The sequence below is a fragment of the Methylobacterium sp. AMS5 genome, assembly GCF_001542815.1.
Taxonomy (GTDB): Bacteria; Pseudomonadota; Alphaproteobacteria; order Rhizobiales; family Beijerinckiaceae; genus Methylobacterium.
In genome coordinates, this window is the sequence record NZ_CP006992.1 from 3,895,790 (window position 1) to 3,914,340 (window position 18,551).

General features: G+C 68.8%; 13 protein-coding genes and 1 tRNA gene. 8 read left to right on the forward strand and 6 right to left on the reverse strand.

All coding sequences use genetic code 11. From position 1 onward, the window contains the following. Positions 1 to 87: 87 nt before the first annotated feature. On the forward strand, positions 88 to 1,428 hold the full coding sequence (locus Y590_RS17550; RefSeq protein ID WP_060770976.1) for an NCS2 family permease: 1,341 nt from the start codon (positions 88 to 90) through the stop codon (positions 1,426 to 1,428). Positions 1,429 to 1,616: 188 nt separating this feature from the next. Continuing rightward, positions 1,617 to 1,820, forward strand: coding sequence for a hypothetical protein (locus Y590_RS17555; protein WP_060770977.1), 204 nt, complete (start codon positions 1,617 to 1,619; stop codon positions 1,818 to 1,820). Here the strand turns inward: Y590_RS17555 and Y590_RS17560 are convergent. After that, positions 1,809 to 2,840, reverse strand: a complete 1,032-nt coding sequence (locus Y590_RS17560; RefSeq protein ID WP_060770978.1) for an LLM class flavin-dependent oxidoreductase — start codon at positions 2,838 to 2,840, stop codon at positions 1,809 to 1,811. The two genes, Y590_RS17555 and Y590_RS17560, sit on opposite strands and share 12 nt — an antisense overlap. Positions 2,841 to 3,423: 583 nt before the next feature. Here Y590_RS17560 and Y590_RS17565 point away from each other — a divergent pair. Further along, the gene (locus Y590_RS17565; protein WP_060770979.1) at positions 3,424 to 3,648 is read left to right on the forward strand and encodes a hypothetical protein; all 225 of its coding nucleotides are present in this window, start codon (positions 3,424 to 3,426) and stop codon (positions 3,646 to 3,648) included. A gap of 137 nt (positions 3,649 to 3,785) precedes the next feature. Here the strand turns inward: Y590_RS17565 and Y590_RS17570 are convergent, their stop codons facing one another. Next, entirely contained in the window at positions 3,786 to 4,955 is a 1,170-nt protein-coding gene (locus Y590_RS17570; RefSeq protein ID WP_060772347.1) for a hypothetical protein, read from the reverse strand. Between the two features lie 414 nt (positions 4,956 to 5,369). On the opposite strand from Y590_RS17570, the gene Y590_RS17575 reads away from it, so the two are divergent. The 5 genes from Y590_RS17575 (at position 5,370) to Y590_RS27585 (ending at position 11,640) form a co-directional block, all read left to right on the forward strand. After that, complete coding sequence (locus Y590_RS17575) at positions 5,370 to 7,028, forward strand: glucan biosynthesis protein D (protein WP_060772348.1); 1,659 nt, start codon at positions 5,370 to 5,372, stop codon at positions 7,026 to 7,028. A gap of 62 nt (positions 7,029 to 7,090) precedes the next feature. Beyond that, positions 7,091 to 9,253 carry a glucans biosynthesis glucosyltransferase MdoH gene (gene mdoH / locus Y590_RS17580; protein ID WP_060770980.1) on the forward strand — a complete coding sequence of 721 codons (2,163 nt, stop codon included), beginning with the start codon at positions 7,091 to 7,093 and terminating at the stop codon, positions 9,251 to 9,253. 135 nt (positions 9,254 to 9,388) lie between these two features. Beyond that, positions 9,389 to 9,478 (forward strand) — tRNA-Ser (locus Y590_RS17585). A 164-nt stretch (positions 9,479 to 9,642) separates the two neighbouring features. After that, on the forward strand, positions 9,643 to 10,929 hold the full coding sequence (locus tag Y590_RS17590) for a tyrosine-type recombinase/integrase (RefSeq protein WP_083530900.1): 1,287 nt from the start codon (positions 9,643 to 9,645) through the stop codon (positions 10,927 to 10,929). Between the two features lie 501 nt (positions 10,930 to 11,430). Further along, the gene (locus tag Y590_RS27585) at positions 11,431 to 11,640 is read left to right on the forward strand and encodes a helix-turn-helix transcriptional regulator (protein WP_083530901.1); all 210 of its coding nucleotides are present in this window, start codon (positions 11,431 to 11,433) and stop codon (positions 11,638 to 11,640) included. A gap of 287 nt (positions 11,641 to 11,927) precedes the next feature. On the opposite strand, the gene Y590_RS17595 is transcribed toward Y590_RS27585, so the two are convergent. The 4 genes from Y590_RS17595 to mobF all read right to left on the reverse strand — a co-directional run bounded on the left by Y590_RS17595 (position 11,928) and on the right by mobF (position 18,548). Beyond that, positions 11,928 to 12,113, reverse strand: coding sequence for a hypothetical protein (locus tag Y590_RS17595; RefSeq protein ID WP_060770982.1), 186 nt, complete (start codon positions 12,111 to 12,113; stop codon positions 11,928 to 11,930). Positions 12,114 to 12,136: 23 nt separating this feature from the next. Further along, positions 12,137 to 13,432: an exodeoxyribonuclease VII large subunit gene (locus tag Y590_RS17600; RefSeq protein ID WP_286161769.1), complete on the reverse strand. Its 1,296-nt coding sequence runs from the start codon at positions 13,430 to 13,432 to the stop codon at positions 12,137 to 12,139. A 217-nt stretch (positions 13,433 to 13,649) separates the two neighbouring features. Continuing rightward, complete coding sequence (locus tag Y590_RS17605) at positions 13,650 to 14,555, reverse strand: hypothetical protein (protein WP_060770984.1); 906 nt, start codon at positions 14,553 to 14,555, stop codon at positions 13,650 to 13,652. A gap of 522 nt (positions 14,556 to 15,077) precedes the next feature. Continuing rightward, complete coding sequence (gene mobF, locus Y590_RS17610; protein ID WP_060770985.1) at positions 15,078 to 18,548, reverse strand: MobF family relaxase; 3,471 nt, start codon at positions 18,546 to 18,548, stop codon at positions 15,078 to 15,080. Between the last annotated feature and the right edge of the window lie 3 nt (positions 18,549 to 18,551).

Genomic DNA, 18,551 nt, shown 5'->3' on the forward strand with positions numbered 1-18,551 from the left:
GCTGACGCGCGGCCGGTGACTGGATTGCTTCGCGGACCCTTGCGATGACGGTGCGGAACCGCTCATCCGGGAAGGGGCTGTGAGGCGATGGACACCAAGCAGGACACGGCCGCCGCGCCGCCGAACCTGTTGGAGCGCCTGTTCAAGCTCCGCGCGCACGGCACCACAATCCGCACCGAACTGCTGGCGGGGCTGACCACCTTCCTCACCATGGCCTACATCGTCTTCGTCAACCCGAGCATCCTCGCCGATGCCGGCATGCCGAAGGGCTCCGTCTTCGTGGCGACCTGTCTCATCGCCGCGCTCGGCTCAGCCGTGATGGCGTTCATCGCCAACTGGCCGGTGGCGCTGGCGCCGGGCATGGGACTCAACGCCTACTTCGCCTACGTCGTCGTGCAGGGCATGGGCTATACGTGGCAGGCAGCGCTCGGGGCGGTGTTCATCTCGGGCCTCTGCTTCCTCGTCGTGACGCTGACGGGCCTGCGCGGAATCATCGTCGCGGGCATCCCGCGCTCCATGCGCATCGCGCTCACCGTCGGCATCGGCCTGTTCCTGGCGATCATCGCGCTCAAGAACGCGGGCGTGGTGGCCGCCAACCCCGCCACCTTCGTGACGCTGGGTGATCTGCGCCAGCCGGGCACCGTGCTGGCCGCGCTCGGCTTCCTGATGGTGGCGGTGCTCTCGGCGCGGCGGATCAAGGCGGCGCTGCTCCTCACCATCCTGACGGTGACGGGCCTGAGCTTCGTCTTTGCCGGCAACGCCTTCCAGGGCGTCGTCTCGGCACCGCCCTCGCTGAGCCCGACGCTGTTCGCCCTCGACATCCCCGGCGCGCTGACCGGGGGGCTCGTCAACGTCATCCTCGTGCTGTTCCTGGTCGAACTGTTCGACGCCACCGGCACGCTGATGGCGGTGGCCAACCGCGCGGGGCTCCTGCCGGAGACGGGGCGCTCGGCCGCGCTCGACCGGGCGCTGATGGCCGATTCCGCCGCGATCTTCGCCGGCTCGCTGCTCGGCACGTCGAGCACCACCGCCTATCTCGAGAGCGCCGCCGGGGTCGAGGAGGGCGGACGCACCGGGCTCACCGCCGCGACCGTGGCCGTGCTGTTCCTGGCCTGCCTGTTCTTCGCGCCGCTCGCCGGCTCGGTGCCGGCCTACGCCACGGCGCCGGCCCTGTTCTACGTCGCCTGCCTGATGCTGCGCGACCTGACCGCGCTCGATTGGGACGACCTCACCGAGGTGATCCCGGCCTGCGTCACCGCCCTGCTGATGCCCTTCACCTATTCCATCGCCAACGGCGTCGCCTTCGGCTTCATCACCTATGCGGTGCTCAAGGCCCTGACCGGCCGCGCCCGCGAGGTGAAGCCGGTGGTGTGGGTGATCGCCGCCGTGTTCCTGTTCAAGTTCGTCGAGACCGGCGGCGCGCATTGAGCGTGTCGGCCGGCCCGCGCGGCGCTCGGGCGAAATTCCCATCCGCCCTTCCGACGGGATCGAGCGGACCGGGGATGGGACCACGCGCCGCCGCGCGGGCGGTGGCACGATCCGTCAACGAATTCGCGCCACGATGGACGGCGTCCAGACCCGCCGGGTTCGGACGACACCGGCCCTGGATACCGGCCATGATCAAGCGCACCGGCCTCGCGATCCTTCTCGGCCTCGGTGGATTCGCCCTCGGCAGCCTCATCGCGCGGATGACGGAGAAGGAGGGTACACGCCCCGTCGCGGCCGCGGAGCCGCCGCCGGCCCTGCGTCACATCACCCAGATTCCCCCGCCGCCCGCTCCCGACAAGCCCGCGAGGGACATCGTCCGCTCAGGCCGCTGAGCGCGCGGGCAGGGCTTGCGCCGCCAGGGCGCCATGCGCCTCGGCGAGGATCGCGTAGGAAGCGAGCCGCGCCTCGTGGTCGTAGAGGGCCGAGGCCACCATCACCTCGTCGGCGCCGGTCTCGGCCACCAGCGCCTCCAGCCCGGCGCGCACGGTCTCGCGGGAGCCCACCAGAGCGCGCGCCAGCATCCGCGAGGCCTGCGCCTTCTCCGCCGGGCGCCAATACGCCTCGATGTCGTCGATCGGCGGGGGCAGGAGGCCGCGGGTGCCGCGCACCAGCCGGGTGAATTGCTGCTGCACCGTGGTGAACAGGTGCCGCGCCTCCGCATCGGTCTGTGCCGCGACGACGTTGACGCCGACCATGGCGTAGGGCCGCTGCAACTGCTCGGACGGCTGGAAGCGGGCGCGGTAGGCCGCGAGTGCCGGCAGCAGCGCATCGGGCGCGAAATGCGAGGCGAAGGCGTAGGGCAGGCCGAGCATGCCGGCGAGTTCCGCCCCGAACAGGCTCGATCCGAGGATCCACAGCGGCACCTTGAGCCCCGCGCCGGGCACCGCCTGAACCGACTGCCCCTCCCGCACCGGGCCGAACAGAGCCTGCAATTCGAGCACGTCCTGGGGAAAGCGCTCCGCCGACTCGTAGTCGCGGCGCAGCGCGCGCAGCGTCAGACCGTCCGTGCCCGGCGCCCGGCCGAGCCCGAGATCGATCCGGCCCGGATACAGCGCTTCCAGCGTGCCGAACTGCTCGGCGATCACCAGCGGCGCGTGGTTGGGCAGCATGATCCCGCCCGCGCCGACCCGGATGCGATCCGTGCCCGCCGCCACGTGGCCGATCACCACCGCCGTGGCGGCGCTGGCGATGCCGACCATGTTGTGGTGCTCGGCGAGCCAGAAGCGGCGGTAGCCGAGCCCCTCCGCATGCCGGGCGAGGCTGACGCTGTTGGCGAGCGCCTGCCCCGGCGTGGCGCCCTCCGGGATGAAGGCGAGATCGAGGACGGAGAGGGGAGGCAGGGAAGAGGACATCAGGCAGTCACGCACCTTCGCTTCGCGCCCGCGGGGGCGGAAAAATCTGTTTCCCCTCGTTGCGGACAGATCGGGTGCAGGACGCCCCGGCGCAAGGAACGGGACCGCGCCAGGCCGCCGCGGCCCGCGGCGGGCGAGAGGGCGGATAAGAGAAAGAAAGGGGCTTGCGCGCGGTGCGCGAACCGTCCTAGCCTCTCGTCATCGGCGCTGCGGCGCCGCCCTGAGACAAGGAGGTCGGCCATGAGACATCACGGCATCACCGGCTCCCCCACGCGCACCGCCGACGCGGATCAGGACACGCCACCCAACCAAGATCGGCAGGGATAGTGGCTCCCTGAACGCTGCGACAGGTCGAGTTCCCCCGCCGGTCCGAGGGCGAGGCGGCAGCTCCCATCGCGCGCGAGAGTGTGGCCCCTGCAAAAGCCCGTCGGCGAAAGCCGGCGGGTTTTTTTCATGCCAGAACGGAACGCCTGCCCAATCGCCCGGCAGGCAAGCGAAATTTCCACCACATCGCGTTGTCTTCACCATCGCGGCTCAAGGCTTGCACGAGGTGCTCCGAACTCTGCTCGGAGACCGGCACCGGATGCCTCTCTTTCATTTCGAGCTATGCCGGAACGGCCGGACGGTCGGCCGGACGGAAACGCGCGACTGCCCGGATTGCGGCATGGCCTTCCGCGCCGCCCGCGACATGATCCGCACGTTGCGCGAGGGCGAGACCCTGCCCGACGGCGCCCGCGAGCACACCCTGCGGGTCAGCTACGTCGATCACTCGACGCTGTTCGACCTGCCGTTGAACCTGGGGATCTGAGAGCATTTTCGGTTGATCGGTTCGGCCGGCTGGTGCCCCCCTCTCCCCGCCGGGCGGGGAGAGGGGGGCACGCAGACACAGCCGACGTGATCGGCCGAAACGGTATGAGACGGCACCCTGTACCTGAGAGCTGGCAGTCACCCCTTCCAGTTCTTCAGCGCGGCGAACGGGCTGCCGGACAGGTCGGGGGGCGGGGGGTTGAGCACCGGCTCGACCTGGGCGACCGCGTCCTCGCGGGAATGCGCGCTGCCCTGGGGCAGCTTGCCGCCGGCCGCGTCGCGGTGGCCGCCGCCGCGGAAGGCGCGGGCGCCGTCGAGCGCCGTGCCGTCGACGGAGCGGAACGAGAGCGTGCCCGCCCGCTGCACGTTGACGACCCGCTTGGCCCGGCCCGCCTCCATCACCTGATCGGAGACCCGCTGGAAGGTGCCGGAATCGAGGCCGAAGGAGAGCAGCGTGCCGTCCGACAGGCGGTGGAACAGCGCGTCCGAGCGGGCGAGCGCCCGGGCGAGGCGCTGGCGCGCGGTCAAGGTCGGATCGTCGCCGGCCTCACCGGCAAGGAGGCCATCGACGAGGCGGGCGCGCAACTCGCCCGAGCGGCGCTCCAGCTCCGCCGGGGTGGAGCCCGCCCGCAGCAGGCCGGCCGCCGCCATCAGCAGATCGGAGACGAAGCGGTCGTGCCAGGGGTGGCTCGCCGGCACCAGGGTCGAGACGCTGTCCCAGAACATCTCGTCGAGGGCGAGCCCACCGGCGAAGGCGGGTTCGCCCTTCTTCCACAGGTCGAGCGCCTCGACCGACTCGATCAGCGCCGCGAGGTCGGCCGCCGCCGTCTCTCCGGGCACCTTCGGCTCGGGCGCGTAGAGGGCGCGCTGGTCATGGGTCATCCGCGTGGCGCAATGCGCCTCGTCGATGAGCACGAACACCTCCGGGTCGCCGAGATCCGCCCGCAGCAGCCCCGCGCGCTCCGGATCGGGCGCGGTCTCCAGGTTCTGGCGCTTGAGCTGATCGATCGAGGAGGCGTGGTGATCGAGCACGACGAGGCGGTGATGCGTGCCCTCCGCCCGGCCGCGGTTCATCGCGGCGAAGCGGCGCAGGAAGGCGATGGTCGGCTCCTCCAGCCCGAGATCGGTCATCAGCAGCGTCTCGGAAGCCGCCGCGCCGCGCAGGCGCTTCAGCTCGTCCTCCACCACCGGGCCGACATCGGAATAGCGGGCGACATGCACCACCCGCGTCACGTCCGCGAACGCGGCGGCCACCGTCGAGGCGCCGTAGCCGTCGAGGTCATGGTGGGTGATCTGCGTGACAATCATCGGCAGAATCATCGTCTCATAGGCTGGACAGGAGGCTCGCGGGACGCGAGACGGCGGGCACCGCTGACGCGGCGTGCGAGATCGCAAGCCTCTTACGCTGGCCGGCACCGGAAGGTCCACGGGCCTTCGTCTCGTCCGGGCTCGGTGCCTGCTTCGCCGCGGCGCATCGCCCGGAAACGCAAATGGCTGCAGACGTGCAGCGAAGTCTCAGGCAAAGCCGGCAACCTTAACGCCCGGTTCAGGCGTTGAGATCCTATCTGCGACCGTTCTTCACCCCGAGAACGCTCCGAGACGAACAGTGCCTCACGAAACGACCGGTCTCCGATCGTCTCCCCTCCGGGCCCAGCGGCGCAGCAGGCGTTTCGTGAGAGACGCGATGACTTTGAGATGATGACCGTGAGAGCCGACGAGGGAATGACGCATCCGACCGACCTTTCGACCCGCGTTTCGACCGGCAATGCGGGTCCGGCGCCGATCGACCGCCGCCGGCTCCTCGGCGGGGCCGCGGCCGGCGCCGCCCTGGCCCTGCTGCCCGGCCGGGCGGGGGCGCAGGCCGCACCGCCGGCCCTGCCCGCGGCGGGCTCGCCCTTCTCGGATGCCACCGTGCCCGACCTCGCCCGGGCGCTCGGCAACCGGCCCTTCGTGGCTCAGACCACGAACGACGTCCCCGACGCGCTCAAGAACCTGTCGCGGGAAGCCTACGAGGCGATCCGCATCCGGCCCGAGGCGCTGATCTGGGGCGGCGAGCCGCACGGTTTCGCGGTCGAGCCGCTGGCGCGCGGCTTCTACTTCACCGACCGGGTCGCCCTGTTCCTCGTCGAGGACGGCGTGGTCCGTCCCGTCGTCTACGACCGTACGCATTACGACGCGGGCACGGAGGCGGGGGCGGCGGCCCTGCCGGAGTCCGGTCGCGAGCCGGGCTTTTCCGGCCTGCGCATCCGCGCGCGCTTCGGCGAGCGGCATCAGGATTTCGCGGTGTTCCAGGGCGCCTGCTTCTACCGGCTGGTGGGGCAGGGCCAGGAATTCGGCGTCGATGGGCGCGCGCTGATGCTGCGACCGGCCGACCCGCGCGGCGAGGAATTCCCCCGCTGGCGCGCCCTGTTCGTGGAGCGCCCGAAGACGCCCGACGGCCCGCTGGTGATCCATGCCCTGATCGATTCCGACTCCCTCGCCGCCGCCCTGCGCCTGGAACTGCGCCCCGGCGAGACCTCGACGGCGTCGGTCACCGCCACCCTGGTCACCCGCAAGGCCGTCGATCACCTGGGCTTAAGCGGCATGCAGGCACCGTTCCTGTTCGGCCCGCACGACCGGCGTGGCGCGGACGACGCCCGGGCCGCGGTCTACGCCGCGGGCGGGCTGCAGATCCGCAACGGCGGCGGGGAGGCGATCTGGCGCCCGGTGCGCAACCCGGAGACGCTCCAGATCTCGGGCTTCCTCGACAACCGCCCGCAGGGCTTCGGCCTGACGCAACGGGACCGGTCCTTCACGACCTTCGAGGATGACGGCCACCACTGGGAACGTTGCCCCTCGCTCTGGGTCGAGCCGGGCGAGGCCACCGGCGGCGCCGAGGCAGGCGCCGAGGGCCTGTGGGGGGAGGGCGCCGTGACGCTCCTCGAGATCCCGAGCGATTCGGAAGTCAACGAGAACGTCATCGCCTATTGGCGGCCGAAGGCGGCCCTGCCCGCGGGCCAGGAGGTCCGCCTCGCCTACCGGCAGAACTGGGGCCGCGAGCAAGCCCCGACATCGCCGCAGGGCGGCCCGCTCGCGCGGGTCACGAGCACGCGCAGCGGCCGCGGCACCGCCAATCCCCGGCGCCTGTTCCTCGTCGACTTTACCGGCGACGGGCTGTTCGCCGCCGAGGGCGCCGTCGTGCCCGTCGAGACGGTGCTGATCGCCGGCCCCGGCCGGATCGTCGAGGGTGCGACCCGCTGGATCGCCCATCCGGAGACCCGTACCGTCCGCGTCGCTTTCGAACTCGATCCGGGCAGCGAGCGGGCCTGCGAGTTGCGTCTTGCCCTCAAGACGGAAGGGCGACAGATCACGGAAACGTGGCTGTACCGCTGGACGCCGTGACCTCTTCCCGGACCTTTGCCGGCCCCTTGCCAGCCCCTTGCTGACCCCTCGCCGGAGCCACGATGCCCGATACCGCCGATAGCGCCTCGACCGTGATGGACCGCCCCGTGGCGCACCAGGCCGAGGCGCGGCCCGCCCCGGCCTCCATGCCGCCGCGCGCAAGGCTGGCGATGCCGGTGCAGGATCTGCGCACCCCGCCCGCGACGCGCCGCGACGGCGGCGGCGGGCCGCTGGCGGCACGCCTGTTCGTGTTCGGCGGGGCTGCGGCCCTCACCGCCTACGGCGCGTGGCAGATGTACGAGGTGATCTCGGTCTCCGGCGGCGCGACCTGGCTTCAGTACGTGCTGCTGGTGCTGTTCGTCCTGAACTTTTCCTGGATCGCGCTGGCCTTCACCGGCGCGCTCCTCGGTTTCGCGACGCTGCTGCTGCGGGACAAGCCGGCGCCGCGTCCGGCGAGCCTTTCCACCCGCACCGCCATCGTCATGCCGGTCTACAACGAGGGCAGCGCCCGGGTCTTCGCCGGGCTCCAGGCGATGCACGAGGAGGTCGAGGCCACCGGCCTCGGACGCCATTTCGACTGGTTCGTGCTCTCCGATTCGACCCAGGCCGACGCCTGGGTCGCCGAGGAGCGCGCGTTCCTGGATCTGCGCGCGGAGCTCGGCCCCGAAGCCCGGCTCTACTACCGCCACCGGGCCAAGAACCATCACCGCAAGGCCGGCAATATCGGCGACTTCGTCACCGGCTGGGGTGCCGCCTACGACCACATGCTGGTGCTCGACGCCGACAGCCTGCTCACCGGCGACTGCATCGTGCGGCTCGCCGCCGCGATGGAGGCCGACCCGCAGGCCGGCATCATCCAGAGCCTGCCGCTCATCATCAACCGCAACACCCTGTTCGCCCGGCTCCAGCAATTCGCCGCGCGCATCTACGGCCCCGTCATCGCCACCGGCCTCTCGGTCTGGTCGGGCCGCGACGGCAATTACTGGGGCCACAACGCCATCATCCGGATGCAGGCCTTCGCCGAGGCCGCCGGCCTGCCGGACCTCAAGGGCCGCCCGCCCTTCGGCGGCCACATCCTCAGCCACGATTTCGTCGAGGCGGCACTGATCCGCCGCGCCGGCTGGGGCGTCACCATGCTGCCGCGGCTGGAGGGCTCCTACGAGGAGAGCCCGCCCTCGCTGATCGATCTCTCCGTGCGCGACCGGCGCTGGGCGCAGGGCAACCTCCAGCACGCCCGCGTCATCGGTGCGGCGGGCCTCGCGCCCGCCTCGCGCCAGCATTTCGCCACGGGCATCGCCGGCTACGTCGCCTCGCCGCTCTGGCTCGCCCAGCTCGTGATCGGCATCATCATCGTGCTGCAGACCGCCTGGGTGCGCCCGGAATACTTCTCCGCCGAGTTCGGCCTCTATCCGGTCTGGCCGCGCTTCGACCCGGTGCGCGCGCTCCAGCTCTTCGCCCTGACCATGGGCATCCTGCTCGCCCCGAAGTTTCTGGGACTGATCCTGGCGCTTCTGGACGGCGAGACCCGGCGGGCCAGCGGCGGGGCCGGGCGCCTGACCTTGTCCTTCCTGATCGAGATCCTGCTCTCGGCGCTGATCGCGCCGATCGCGATGCTGGTCCAGTCGGGCTCGGTGTTCCAGATCCTGGCCGGGCGCGACACCGGCTGGAACCCGCAGCGCCGCGACGACGGCTCGATTCCCCTCTCGGACATCGTGCGCCGCCACCGCTGGCACACCGGCCTCGGCCTCGTCACCGGCGTCGCGGCCTTTGCCATCGCCACCTCCCTGTTCCTGTGGATGTCGCCGACGATCCTCGGCCTCGTGCTGGCGATCCCGCTCTCCTGGGCGAGCGGGCAACTGGCGTTCGGGCTCGCGCTGAAGCACCGCGGCCTACTGGTGACGCCGGAGGAGCAGACCCAGCCGTCCATCGCCCGCCGCGCCGGCGAACTCGCCCGCCGCAACGAGGCCCGCGGCTTCGACGACACGGACGCGCTCGCCGCGCTCCACGCCGACCCGCCCCTCGCCCGCGCCCACGCAATGATGCTGCCCGAAGGCACGCCCCGGCCGCGCGGGACCATCGACGCCGACCACACGCTCGCCCGCGCCAAGATCGTGGAAGCGGAAACCCTGACCGAGGCACAGGCCTGGCTCACGCCGAAGGAGCGCTTCGCCCTCCTCCACGACCGTGCCCTCCTCGACCAGCTCACCCGCCTTCGGCCAGCCTGAGCCCGGTTCTCCGCCGCCGCCATGCGCACCCGCGCCGCCCCGATCCGCGCATCGATACATTGACGCTGATCCCCAGGGGGCCATAGACAAGCCTGTGACGCCACGGCGCGCATGATCGCGCGCCTTCGCGGATGGGGAAGGGTGGCCGAGTGGTTTAAGGCAGCGGTCTTGAAAACCGCCGTGGGGGCAACTCCACCGTGGGTTCGAATCCCACCCCTTCCGCCAGTTTTTTGATCTGCATGGCCATGCGTGGTTTTCCGGGTTGTCGAACCCGTTGATGCAGCACCATATTCTCCAGTGACGTGGTCGCACGGGGGTACGTCAGGACCGCCAAGGATACGCGTTGTGCTTGGGCAACCGCTTGGGCACCCTCGTACCGGGATCGGACCATGCCCGCCATCAACAAGCTGACCGCCAAGCAAATCGTGACCCTACCCCTCGGCCTGCACAGCGATGGCGGGAACCTCTACCTATCAGTGCGCCCGGGCGGATCACGCCAATGGGTAATGCGCTATCGATTCGGCGGGCGACAACGCGAACTAGGCCTCGGAGGAGCTGGACCCCATGCGTTGACGCTCGCTGCCGCGCGGACGGCGGCCGAGGAGATCCGCTCGCAACTCCGTCGGGGCGTCGATCCCTTAGCGAAGCGCGAAGCGGACGCGAAGGTGTTGCGCATCCCAACATTCCGTGAAGCTATGGATGATTTCATCAAGCGTAGCGAGAGCACTTGGAAGAGCAAGAAGAGCGCCCCGCAGTGGCGAGCCAGCCTTGACACCCATGCTGCGGCTCTGATGAAGCGGCCTGTTGATCAAATCGACACGAGCGACGTCATCGCCGTCCTCGACCCGATCTGGAGTCGCCTCCCTGAGACCGCCAAGCGGGTTCGCGGACGGATCGAGGCGATCCTATCGATGGCCAAGACGTGCGGCTTCCGCTCCGGAGAGAACCCCGCCGCCTGGCGCGATAACCTTAAGAACGTTTTCCCGGCTAAGCCAAAGCTCGTGCGTGGCCATTTCAAGGCGATGGATCACGACGAGATCCCAGCCTTCATGATCCAACTACGCACCACCGATTCGATGAGCGCACTGGCGCTGGAGTGGATCATCCTGACTGTCCTGCGCCCAAGCGTCGGCGTGAGCGCGCACTGGTCGGAAATCGATAGGAAGACCGGAACCTGGACGATTAAGGCGGAGCGTATGAAGAGCCGTAAGGAAGCGGCTCTCGTCGGCGAAGATCACGTCGTGCCACTCTGCGACCGCGCCCTCGACCTCCTCGATCGGGTTGAAGCGCTCCGACTCACGAACAAGGGCGATGAGCTTCTCTTTCCGAGCCAGAAGCTCAAGCCACTCTCTTTGACGGCGCTCGAACACTGCCGTGAGCGGATGGGTGTTCATGTGACGACTCACGGCTTCCGCGCGACCTTCCGGACATGGGCCAGTTCCGCCACGTTCCACGAGGTGGAACTGGCTGAGAAGGCGCTCGGCCATCTGGTCGGGGACGAGACCGAACGCGCCTACAACCGTGGCCACCTGCTCGAAAAGCGACGACGGCTGATGGCCGATTGGGCAGACCACTTGGCCGGCACCCTGACCCCGAAGAAGAACCCGTTCGTCATCCAGGGCAGCGCGGTCCCACAGCAGGTCGTCAATGAGATGCGCAGACGCTGGGCACGTTGAGGCCGGCAGAAGCGTCTACTCGGCAGGATTCGATGTCGCCGGGGACGACGAGATGCCGCCCGGAAGCGCGCACATCCTTCCTAGCTTGACAGCGAGCTTATGCGGCCTACCTTCGATTGCATGGAAGTGCACGCGGTGTTGTATCGGCGGCAGGGCAAAGCGGCTGGCACAACTTGGCGCCTGAGCCAGACCGTAAGCATGGCGGCCCCTCTGAGCGACTGTTCCGGACACGATTGCGGCTGACAGAAAAACCCGCCTAGCAAACAGAGAAGCGAACTGGACCTGCGATTGAGCGTGACCGGATCAAAGGGTGTCCTCGCCAAGGGCACCTGGTGGCAATTGAGGATGAAATCGGCGGCGTGACCAAAGGCCTATGTCGCGCAGTCGAGGCAATTCTACGGGGCGGTCGGGCAGGACCGCAGCAGCCTTCCGTAGTCTGATGGCATTCACGCGACCGGAGCCCGTCTACGGGCAACGGCCGAACGCTATCGGACCGACAACATGTCTGAAATCAATTCCAGCACTACCTCGATCAAATTCGTGACTATTGACGAGCTCGCTTCAATTTTTGGAGTGTCACGTTCAACGGTGAAAAATTGGCGCGCTCGCCGAATCATCAAACCGTGCATAGCGATTGGGGGCGTCGTTCGGTTCGATCCATCTGAATGCAAGCGCAAACTTGCGGACTTCGGAGGAAGCAGCCTCAAATAAAATGCTAAATAATTTTCTAGTCCAGCCTGATTTGATTCTCGCATGTCTACAGAGACTGCGTATTGTCCTACAGTCTGGGCGGAGATTTACGATTTTTTGAGGGAAGCCTCGCGCACTCCATCCCCGGGGTGAGCCTGAACTCATACCTGTTCAGAAACAGTTCCGCACTCCTGGGATTTTGGAGCATGCTCATTCCTGTGCGGCAGGGGCTCCGCTAACTGGCCTCTCGGTGTGATTGCGCTCAATCGCCGCCGATGAACTCTCATCGGCGGCGGCTGTGCTATCCGTCACGCGCTGCGGCGGCGTAACTCGGAGATCCGCGCGTTCAGTACGGCGCGTAGCTCCTGGATCTCGGCATAGGCGACTTCCGCCTTCTCGAATGCGGCCAGCCCATCGCGGCGGATCTCCTGCGTCAGCGCTTCGATGCGCTTGACCGCTGCCAGGAAGTTCGGGGTCTCAGGGGAATGGGTCATGGTATCGGTGTCCTTGAGTGATGTCAGTGAGCGGTGGAAGTGAAGGGTTCGACCCGGACGGGTACGACGGCGCCGTCCGAGAATTGCAGCAGCAGCGGCAGACCCTCTGAGAGGTCACGGGCGCTGGTCACGATGCAGCCCGTGTCGGTCGCGATTACCAGCGCCAGAGCGTCACTCAGAGCTGTGTCGTCCGCGGTGTCACCGGGAGGACCCACCTCGACGGGATCGGTCTCCGAGTCATTCCGCGCTATCTCGCCGGTTGCCGCGCTCAATCCCAGCAGCAGGCTCTGCTCGACGGCCCGATCGAGCTGCCGCAGCCGGGCCTCGGCCCCGGTGACGAGATCCTGAAGCGCCGCGTCGAACGCGGTCGCGGCTCGCCCGAGGGCGATGCGGCCGGCTGCCCCGAGATCCTCCTCGATCACAGCGTCGAGGGCGGCGAGCGCGCGCTCGGCCCGGAGGCCTGTGCGCTCGACGAGGTGGCGCAGCAGCATCGCGGCCGCTGTCGGGGTCGGCTCCGAGCGCGCCGCCACCGCATCGAGGGCGGTGCGTGGCGTGCCGGCATGGCCTAGCCCCACGATCAGGTTCGGCACCCGACCAACTGTCGCGGCACGCGCAACCGCGTGAGCGTTAAGCGGACGGAACGCCTCGACCGGCCCACCGCCGCGGCAGACCAGGGTTGTCGACAGGCCGTATTCGGCGTTCAGACTCGTCACATGGGCAAGCGCCTTGGCCAGCGCGCGTTCGGCCCCCGCCCCCTCAAAGCTTGCATATACCCGGTGGAGGCGGATGAGGCCGGCCCTTTCGAGCGGCTGCAGAACGTGCTCGACGTCGCGCCGCGCCTCCCCGTGCTCGGAGACCACGAGCGCGATGTGATGGGGATCCTCCGGCTCGATCCAAGTGTCCGGCCCGAAACGAGCGCCCTCCAGTCTGAGTTGCTGCAGCGTGCGTTCGCGCTCGAGTTCTGCTTCGAGCGGGGTTTGCCCGAGCGAGAGCAGGGCCATCAGCTTAGCCTGGACGCCAGCTCCGCGGCCGAACCGCTGACGCAGGCCGGTGCGCAACTGAACTTCGACGATGCGATTGACTAGGTCGGCCGGATCGAAGTCAACGCCACGCTCCGCTCGGATCTGAGCGAGCTCGGGTGCATCGAGGCGGACCTTCAAGCGCGGTGGATCGTGGCTGAGGCTTGCCTGCGCTTCGCCCAGCATGAGGAGATAGCGGTCGGGACCGGCGGCGTCGACTGTGAGGACGCAGGCCCGCACGTTGTGTTCGCCGCGCAGCCGCTGGCGCAGCCAGCCGATCAGGTCGCGCAGTTCGTCCACGTCGGCGGCGGCTCGGGCAGGTTCAAGCGCGCTGCCTCGGCTGTGGCGGACGCCCGGTGGCGCGGCGCGGCCTGGCTGAAGCTGGAGTGGCGGTGTGTCCCTCCGACCGGGGAATCGGTGATGTCGCATTGTGTCCGTCTGTGTGTCGTCGTGTGAATGGCGGGGGCGAGCGGTCCGGCGGCCGTCATGCGGTCGCCGGACCGTGGACAAGAGTGCGTCAGTCGAAGAGCGCTCCGCCCTCGGCTGGCCGGTCCTCGGCCGCCGGTGCCAGTTCGAGCTCACGAGCAATCGCCTCGAGGCGGGGCCGGTCGACCTCACGCAGCTCGCGGTGCAAGATCTCGATCAGCAGCGCGGCGAGTTCGGGTGCGGTGTCGAAGCTGCGGAAAGCGAGCCCGTCGAGCAGCGTCACCGGCCGGGTCCGACGCGTCATGATCGGCACCGGGAACTCGCATAGCCGCTGCGCCAGCCCCGGATCCGATAAGGCGCGGAAGGCGAAGCCGGAGCCCGGTTCGACGATCACCGCGTCGAGCGTGCCCCACTCGAGTTGTCCTTCTGCGGCATCGAGAGCGCGGTGAAGCGACGCCACCGAACCCGGCTCTTCAAAAGCGAGCTGGTGGCGGATCAGCGCGATCATCCCGAGTTCGTGCCAGCGAGCGAGACCGTCCCCGATCGCGTGCGGCGCGCCGTCGTCCGGCTCGATCAGGAACACCCGGCGCAGCCGGCGCGGCATCGGCAGCTCGTGCTGCCGATTCCACAGGCCGTTGGCGTCGAGCGCCTCTCGCGCCCGTGCGTCCTGCTCGGCCCAGGCCCTGAGCATCAGGCCGCGATCCAGGCCGATGATCCGCCCGGTGAGGCCAAGCAGCGGATCGACGGTGAGGGTCAGGAGGACAGTATGGTCGCCGACGAGATCCTCCTCGTGCAGCAGGATCCCCGATGCTTCTTGGATACGCTGTGTGAAGTCGCCGGATAAGAAGGCGGTGAGCCGACCGCTGTGGGTCGGATCAAGCGCTTGGAGGTCGAACAGCCAGCCGTCACGGTGACGTCTGGGGCGGCTCGCCGTAGCCCGCACCCATAGGCCGGTAGGCTCGAGCGGGCAGGCGGCCGCGTCCGCACCGGCGGGCATGTCATGATGTGTCATTTGGGGAGGTCCATTGTCGGAGGAGAGGTCGAAGGAACCTCGCCGACGCGAAGCGGACGCTGTCTCAGCGCCGCCCTGCTTCACCCGTCCTTCCCGGGATTTTCAGCGAAGGTGCCTTCGCCCTTTCCCCTCTCGATCCCTGTTCTCCCAGCACCCGAGCAACGGCTTGGGTGCGCACGTCTTTTCCGTCTTTCGTGATATCCAACGCAGGCGCGTGTGCTGTCGGGAGCCTGTATCCAAGGCATCGCGGTGCCGAGCGACGAAGGCTGTTGCGTTCCGCCTCGAGCCGGCGCGGCCCTAGGGTGCAGCGCGTCCGCAATCTCCCTGAGCGCCGATCTCACCGCCCCCCCGGGCCGTGTGGATCACCACCGCCGTTCCTCGATCTCCTGCTTGTCGTACCCACTTGGCTTCGCACCTCGGCGGACGAGGCACCGGTCCGGCGAACGGAGGCACAGCTTTGCGGGTCCGTGCTCGGTGTCGGGCGATAAGTGGGGGCTCATGGCAGCATCAGATGTCTAATCCGGAGCCCACTTTCGCACCCTGACGCCGCCTTGCCTGTTTGCGCCGCAGGCCCGCTTCTTCCGGCTCGACCATGAACTCGATCGATCGAGATATGTCTTCAACGGCCTGGCTGACCTCTCCGTTTCGAGGCTGCTTCGAGATCGCCGTGAGAATGGCGTGGGTCGTCCGGACCTGTGAATCCAGCCATTCGGTGAGTGAGTGCCCCCAACCGTCGAGGCGCTCCATGTCCCGCCGTCGGCCGAATTGCCGGGCGATAGGTCCCGGTCTCATCACGACATTGCGATCTGGGTCGGAAAGACCCCGCATTAGATCCATGATCTGGGCACGTTGCCGCTCGAGCAGTTCGCCGATCTCCTCCGCCCATTGCTCCAGACGCCGTAGAACCCGTCCTCGAGCGAAGCCTCCCAGTTCCAGTCCTTCGATAGCCTTGCGGGAAACCCCGCCTTCGTCCCGGCGGGACAGCGTATCCGCCATCACGGCCGTGTCGGCGAGTTGACGGGCAATCGGCTCTGCGATCGTCTCAGCCCAGTCCGTCAGCGCCGCAACCTCCCGGCCGCGCACGAAACCGCGCCTCAGGCTGACCCGCGTGAGGCCGCGCCGCGCGCACGCTTCAAGGGGTGCCAGCGCCAGAGGCAGCGTCCGCCGAGCGTCGGCGGCGACTTCTCGCGCCCGTGAGACCAGGGCCGTCGCCGTCACGACCGTAGGCTCTCGCGAGAGGTTGGCTGCCACACGGTCCCAGATCTCGTCGTCCGTCACGGGGCAACGGGCACCGATCGGGCGTCGGCCCGCGATCGCCACCCGCTCCGCAGTCTCACCGCAGATCAGGTAGCTCCGCGCCCGGTGCCGGCTGGCCGCGGTATAGCCGCGGAAGGCGTCGACGGGTGCCGAGCCGTTTGGCATCACGAAGAGGCTCTCTTCGCTCGTCACGCCTTGGATGCTGTCGATCGTCAGGACGTCGCCGTATCCCAGCCGGTAGCGAGGCTCGGCGGGATCGCCGTCGGGATGGAGCAGCGTCGTCCAGGCCACCAACCCCGATCGGCCGCCGATGTCGCGCAGGCGTATGCCCTCCGGCTCGATCGTCTCGACCTCCAGCACGCTGCCGTTGACCCCGATCTCGACGGTCTGCCCGCTGGAACTCCGGGCCGGCGTGCGTGCGAACAGCCGAACCCGGTCGCCCACAGCCAGGGTGACCTCGAACTTGCGTCCGACGTTGTCGGTCGCCTGGACGCGATGATCTGGGCCGACGAGTTCGCCCGCCTTCCTCCTGCGGGCGCGGATCGCACCCGCCAGCATCAGCGCATCGGCGTTGGTCGGGGCGCTCACCGACAGGCTGTAGGTCGGATCGTCGACGTGCTCGGCCTGTCGCTCGGTCCACAGGTCGGCGACCACCTCCGCAACGGTGGCCGGCGAGCCGGGCACGAGCCGCGCAGTTCCGTCGCGTCGCTTGCGCAACAACGCTTCTGCCGCCCGCCCCTGCCGGAACATGCCGGTCGTCTCACGCTCGTCCTGCTCTCTCTGACGGACCGTCGTCAGGATCTCGGGGATCGCTTCCTGACCCAGCGCCTCCCGAAGCAACTCGATGACCGGGCCGGCCGCCACGGACGAGCACTGGCGCGGGTCCCCCACCGCCAGGATCCGGAACCTCCCGTTGGCGGTGCGTAACCGCATCAGCCGGAGCAGGTCGCGAGTGCCGACCTGCCCGAGCTCGTCGATGACGACGACCGTGTCCGGCCCAAAAGCAATCTTGCCCCGCTCGCCATCCTGCAGGAGCTTGGCCAAGGCGAGACAGCGTCCCGTCGGGATGCCGGTTTCGGTCAACGCGCGCGTCTGCTTCCATCCAAGCGACGTCCCGAACACATGGGCGCCTGCGGTGGTGTAGGCGTCGACCAGAGGCTGCAGCAAAGTCGTCTTGCCGCTGCCCGCAACGCCGATCACTGCGGTGAAGGCCGCACCGCTCCCAAGCCTGTCCATTGCCTCGCGCTGCGTGCGGCCATGCTCCGTCCCGGAAAAGTCCCGGCCCGACCGGGACACCGCTGTGGTGATCGCGTTCGCGCTGAGCGCCCCGCGCTGCTCCGCGGCCGCCTCGCGGACGAGATCGATCAACTCGCCTTCCCGCTCGACGTGCAGTCCGGTGGTGTAGGACCGGGCCGCGCGCTGCCAGCCTGTCCCGTCTATGTCGGCGCCAGGAGCCCCGGGAAGGAGCGTGACGGTTCGGCCCTCCTGGCGGATGCCGCGGGTGTGGAGGAGCTCGAGGACCCCTTCGACCTCGTCCGCCCGCTCGATCCCGGCGGCGATCAACGAGCGGGCCGCAGCCAACCGCACCTGGCTCTCCGGCAGGACTGCCGTGTTCTCCAGCTTCGGCTCCAGCAAGTCGAGGGCGACCGCATAAGCTCGCTCCAAGCGATGCGCTCGGGTCGGTATCGGCCGTGAAGGCTCGGTACCGAGCACGCTGAGATGTTCGTAACCCAGGCCGGCCGCTTCGGCCTGCCAGCTCGTACGGTCGCCGAGGTCGTCCCGCTTGGCCCCGCGCGGATCGCCCTGCACAGCTTGTTTCAGCAGCGCGATGCGAGAGCGCTCCTCGAGTTCATCCCAATCGAGCCCCAGCTTCCCAGCTTGAGCGTAGGCAGCCGCCGTGCCGACCGCCGTGCGCTTGGCGAAGGCAGCGCGGACATCTTCCGGGATCGCGGTGATCCGGGCACAGCCGTGCTGGGGATCGAGCGCGGCCGCGATGCCAGCGCGCCGCAGGTTCCGCGCGAGGTTGGCCTGGAAGATCGCTCCAAGCTCGTGCACCCGTCCCTTCAGCCGTTGCAGGTCAAGCCCGCCGATTCGACCATCCGCGGTCCGGACAACGTTGAGAATAGGGCAATGGATATGGAGCTGGGCGTCACCGGCGGCGCCAGGGGTCGGCCGGCTGGTCCAGTGATCAAAAGCAATCCACGCGATCGAGCCAGCCTCGGAGCCCCCGGCTCCGGCCTTTCCCCGGCGTGCCCGGCCGATTTGAGGAGCGACCGCATCGGCCATCGTCGCATGGACGGCCTCCTCGAGGGCGAGCGCGATCACGGCCGCTTCTTCGGGAGTGGGAGCGAGGGCCCAGGCGATCGACACAGATTTGTCGGCGCTCCAGCACAAGTCGATGAACGTGACGCGCTCACCGGCTTGGACTTGCTTGCCCGGAATGGGCCGGCCGTCGGCGCGGTGGCCGGCGAGCAGGTTCGCCACAGTGCTGAGGTCGAGTGGGTTGGCCGGATCCAAGCCGAGCAGCTGCGCGAGGCGGGGATCGAGATCGGCGCGCAACCGCGGTGCCGGACGGCCGGCATCCGGTCCGGCGTTGATATCGCGCGCCCAACCATAATAGGCTGCGACCTCCTTCAGATCGGGCGGCAGCGTCACCTGCATGTAGTGCCGCGCCATAGCCAGCGCGGGCGTGGTGACCCGTCCGGTCAGATAGGTAAGCACGCG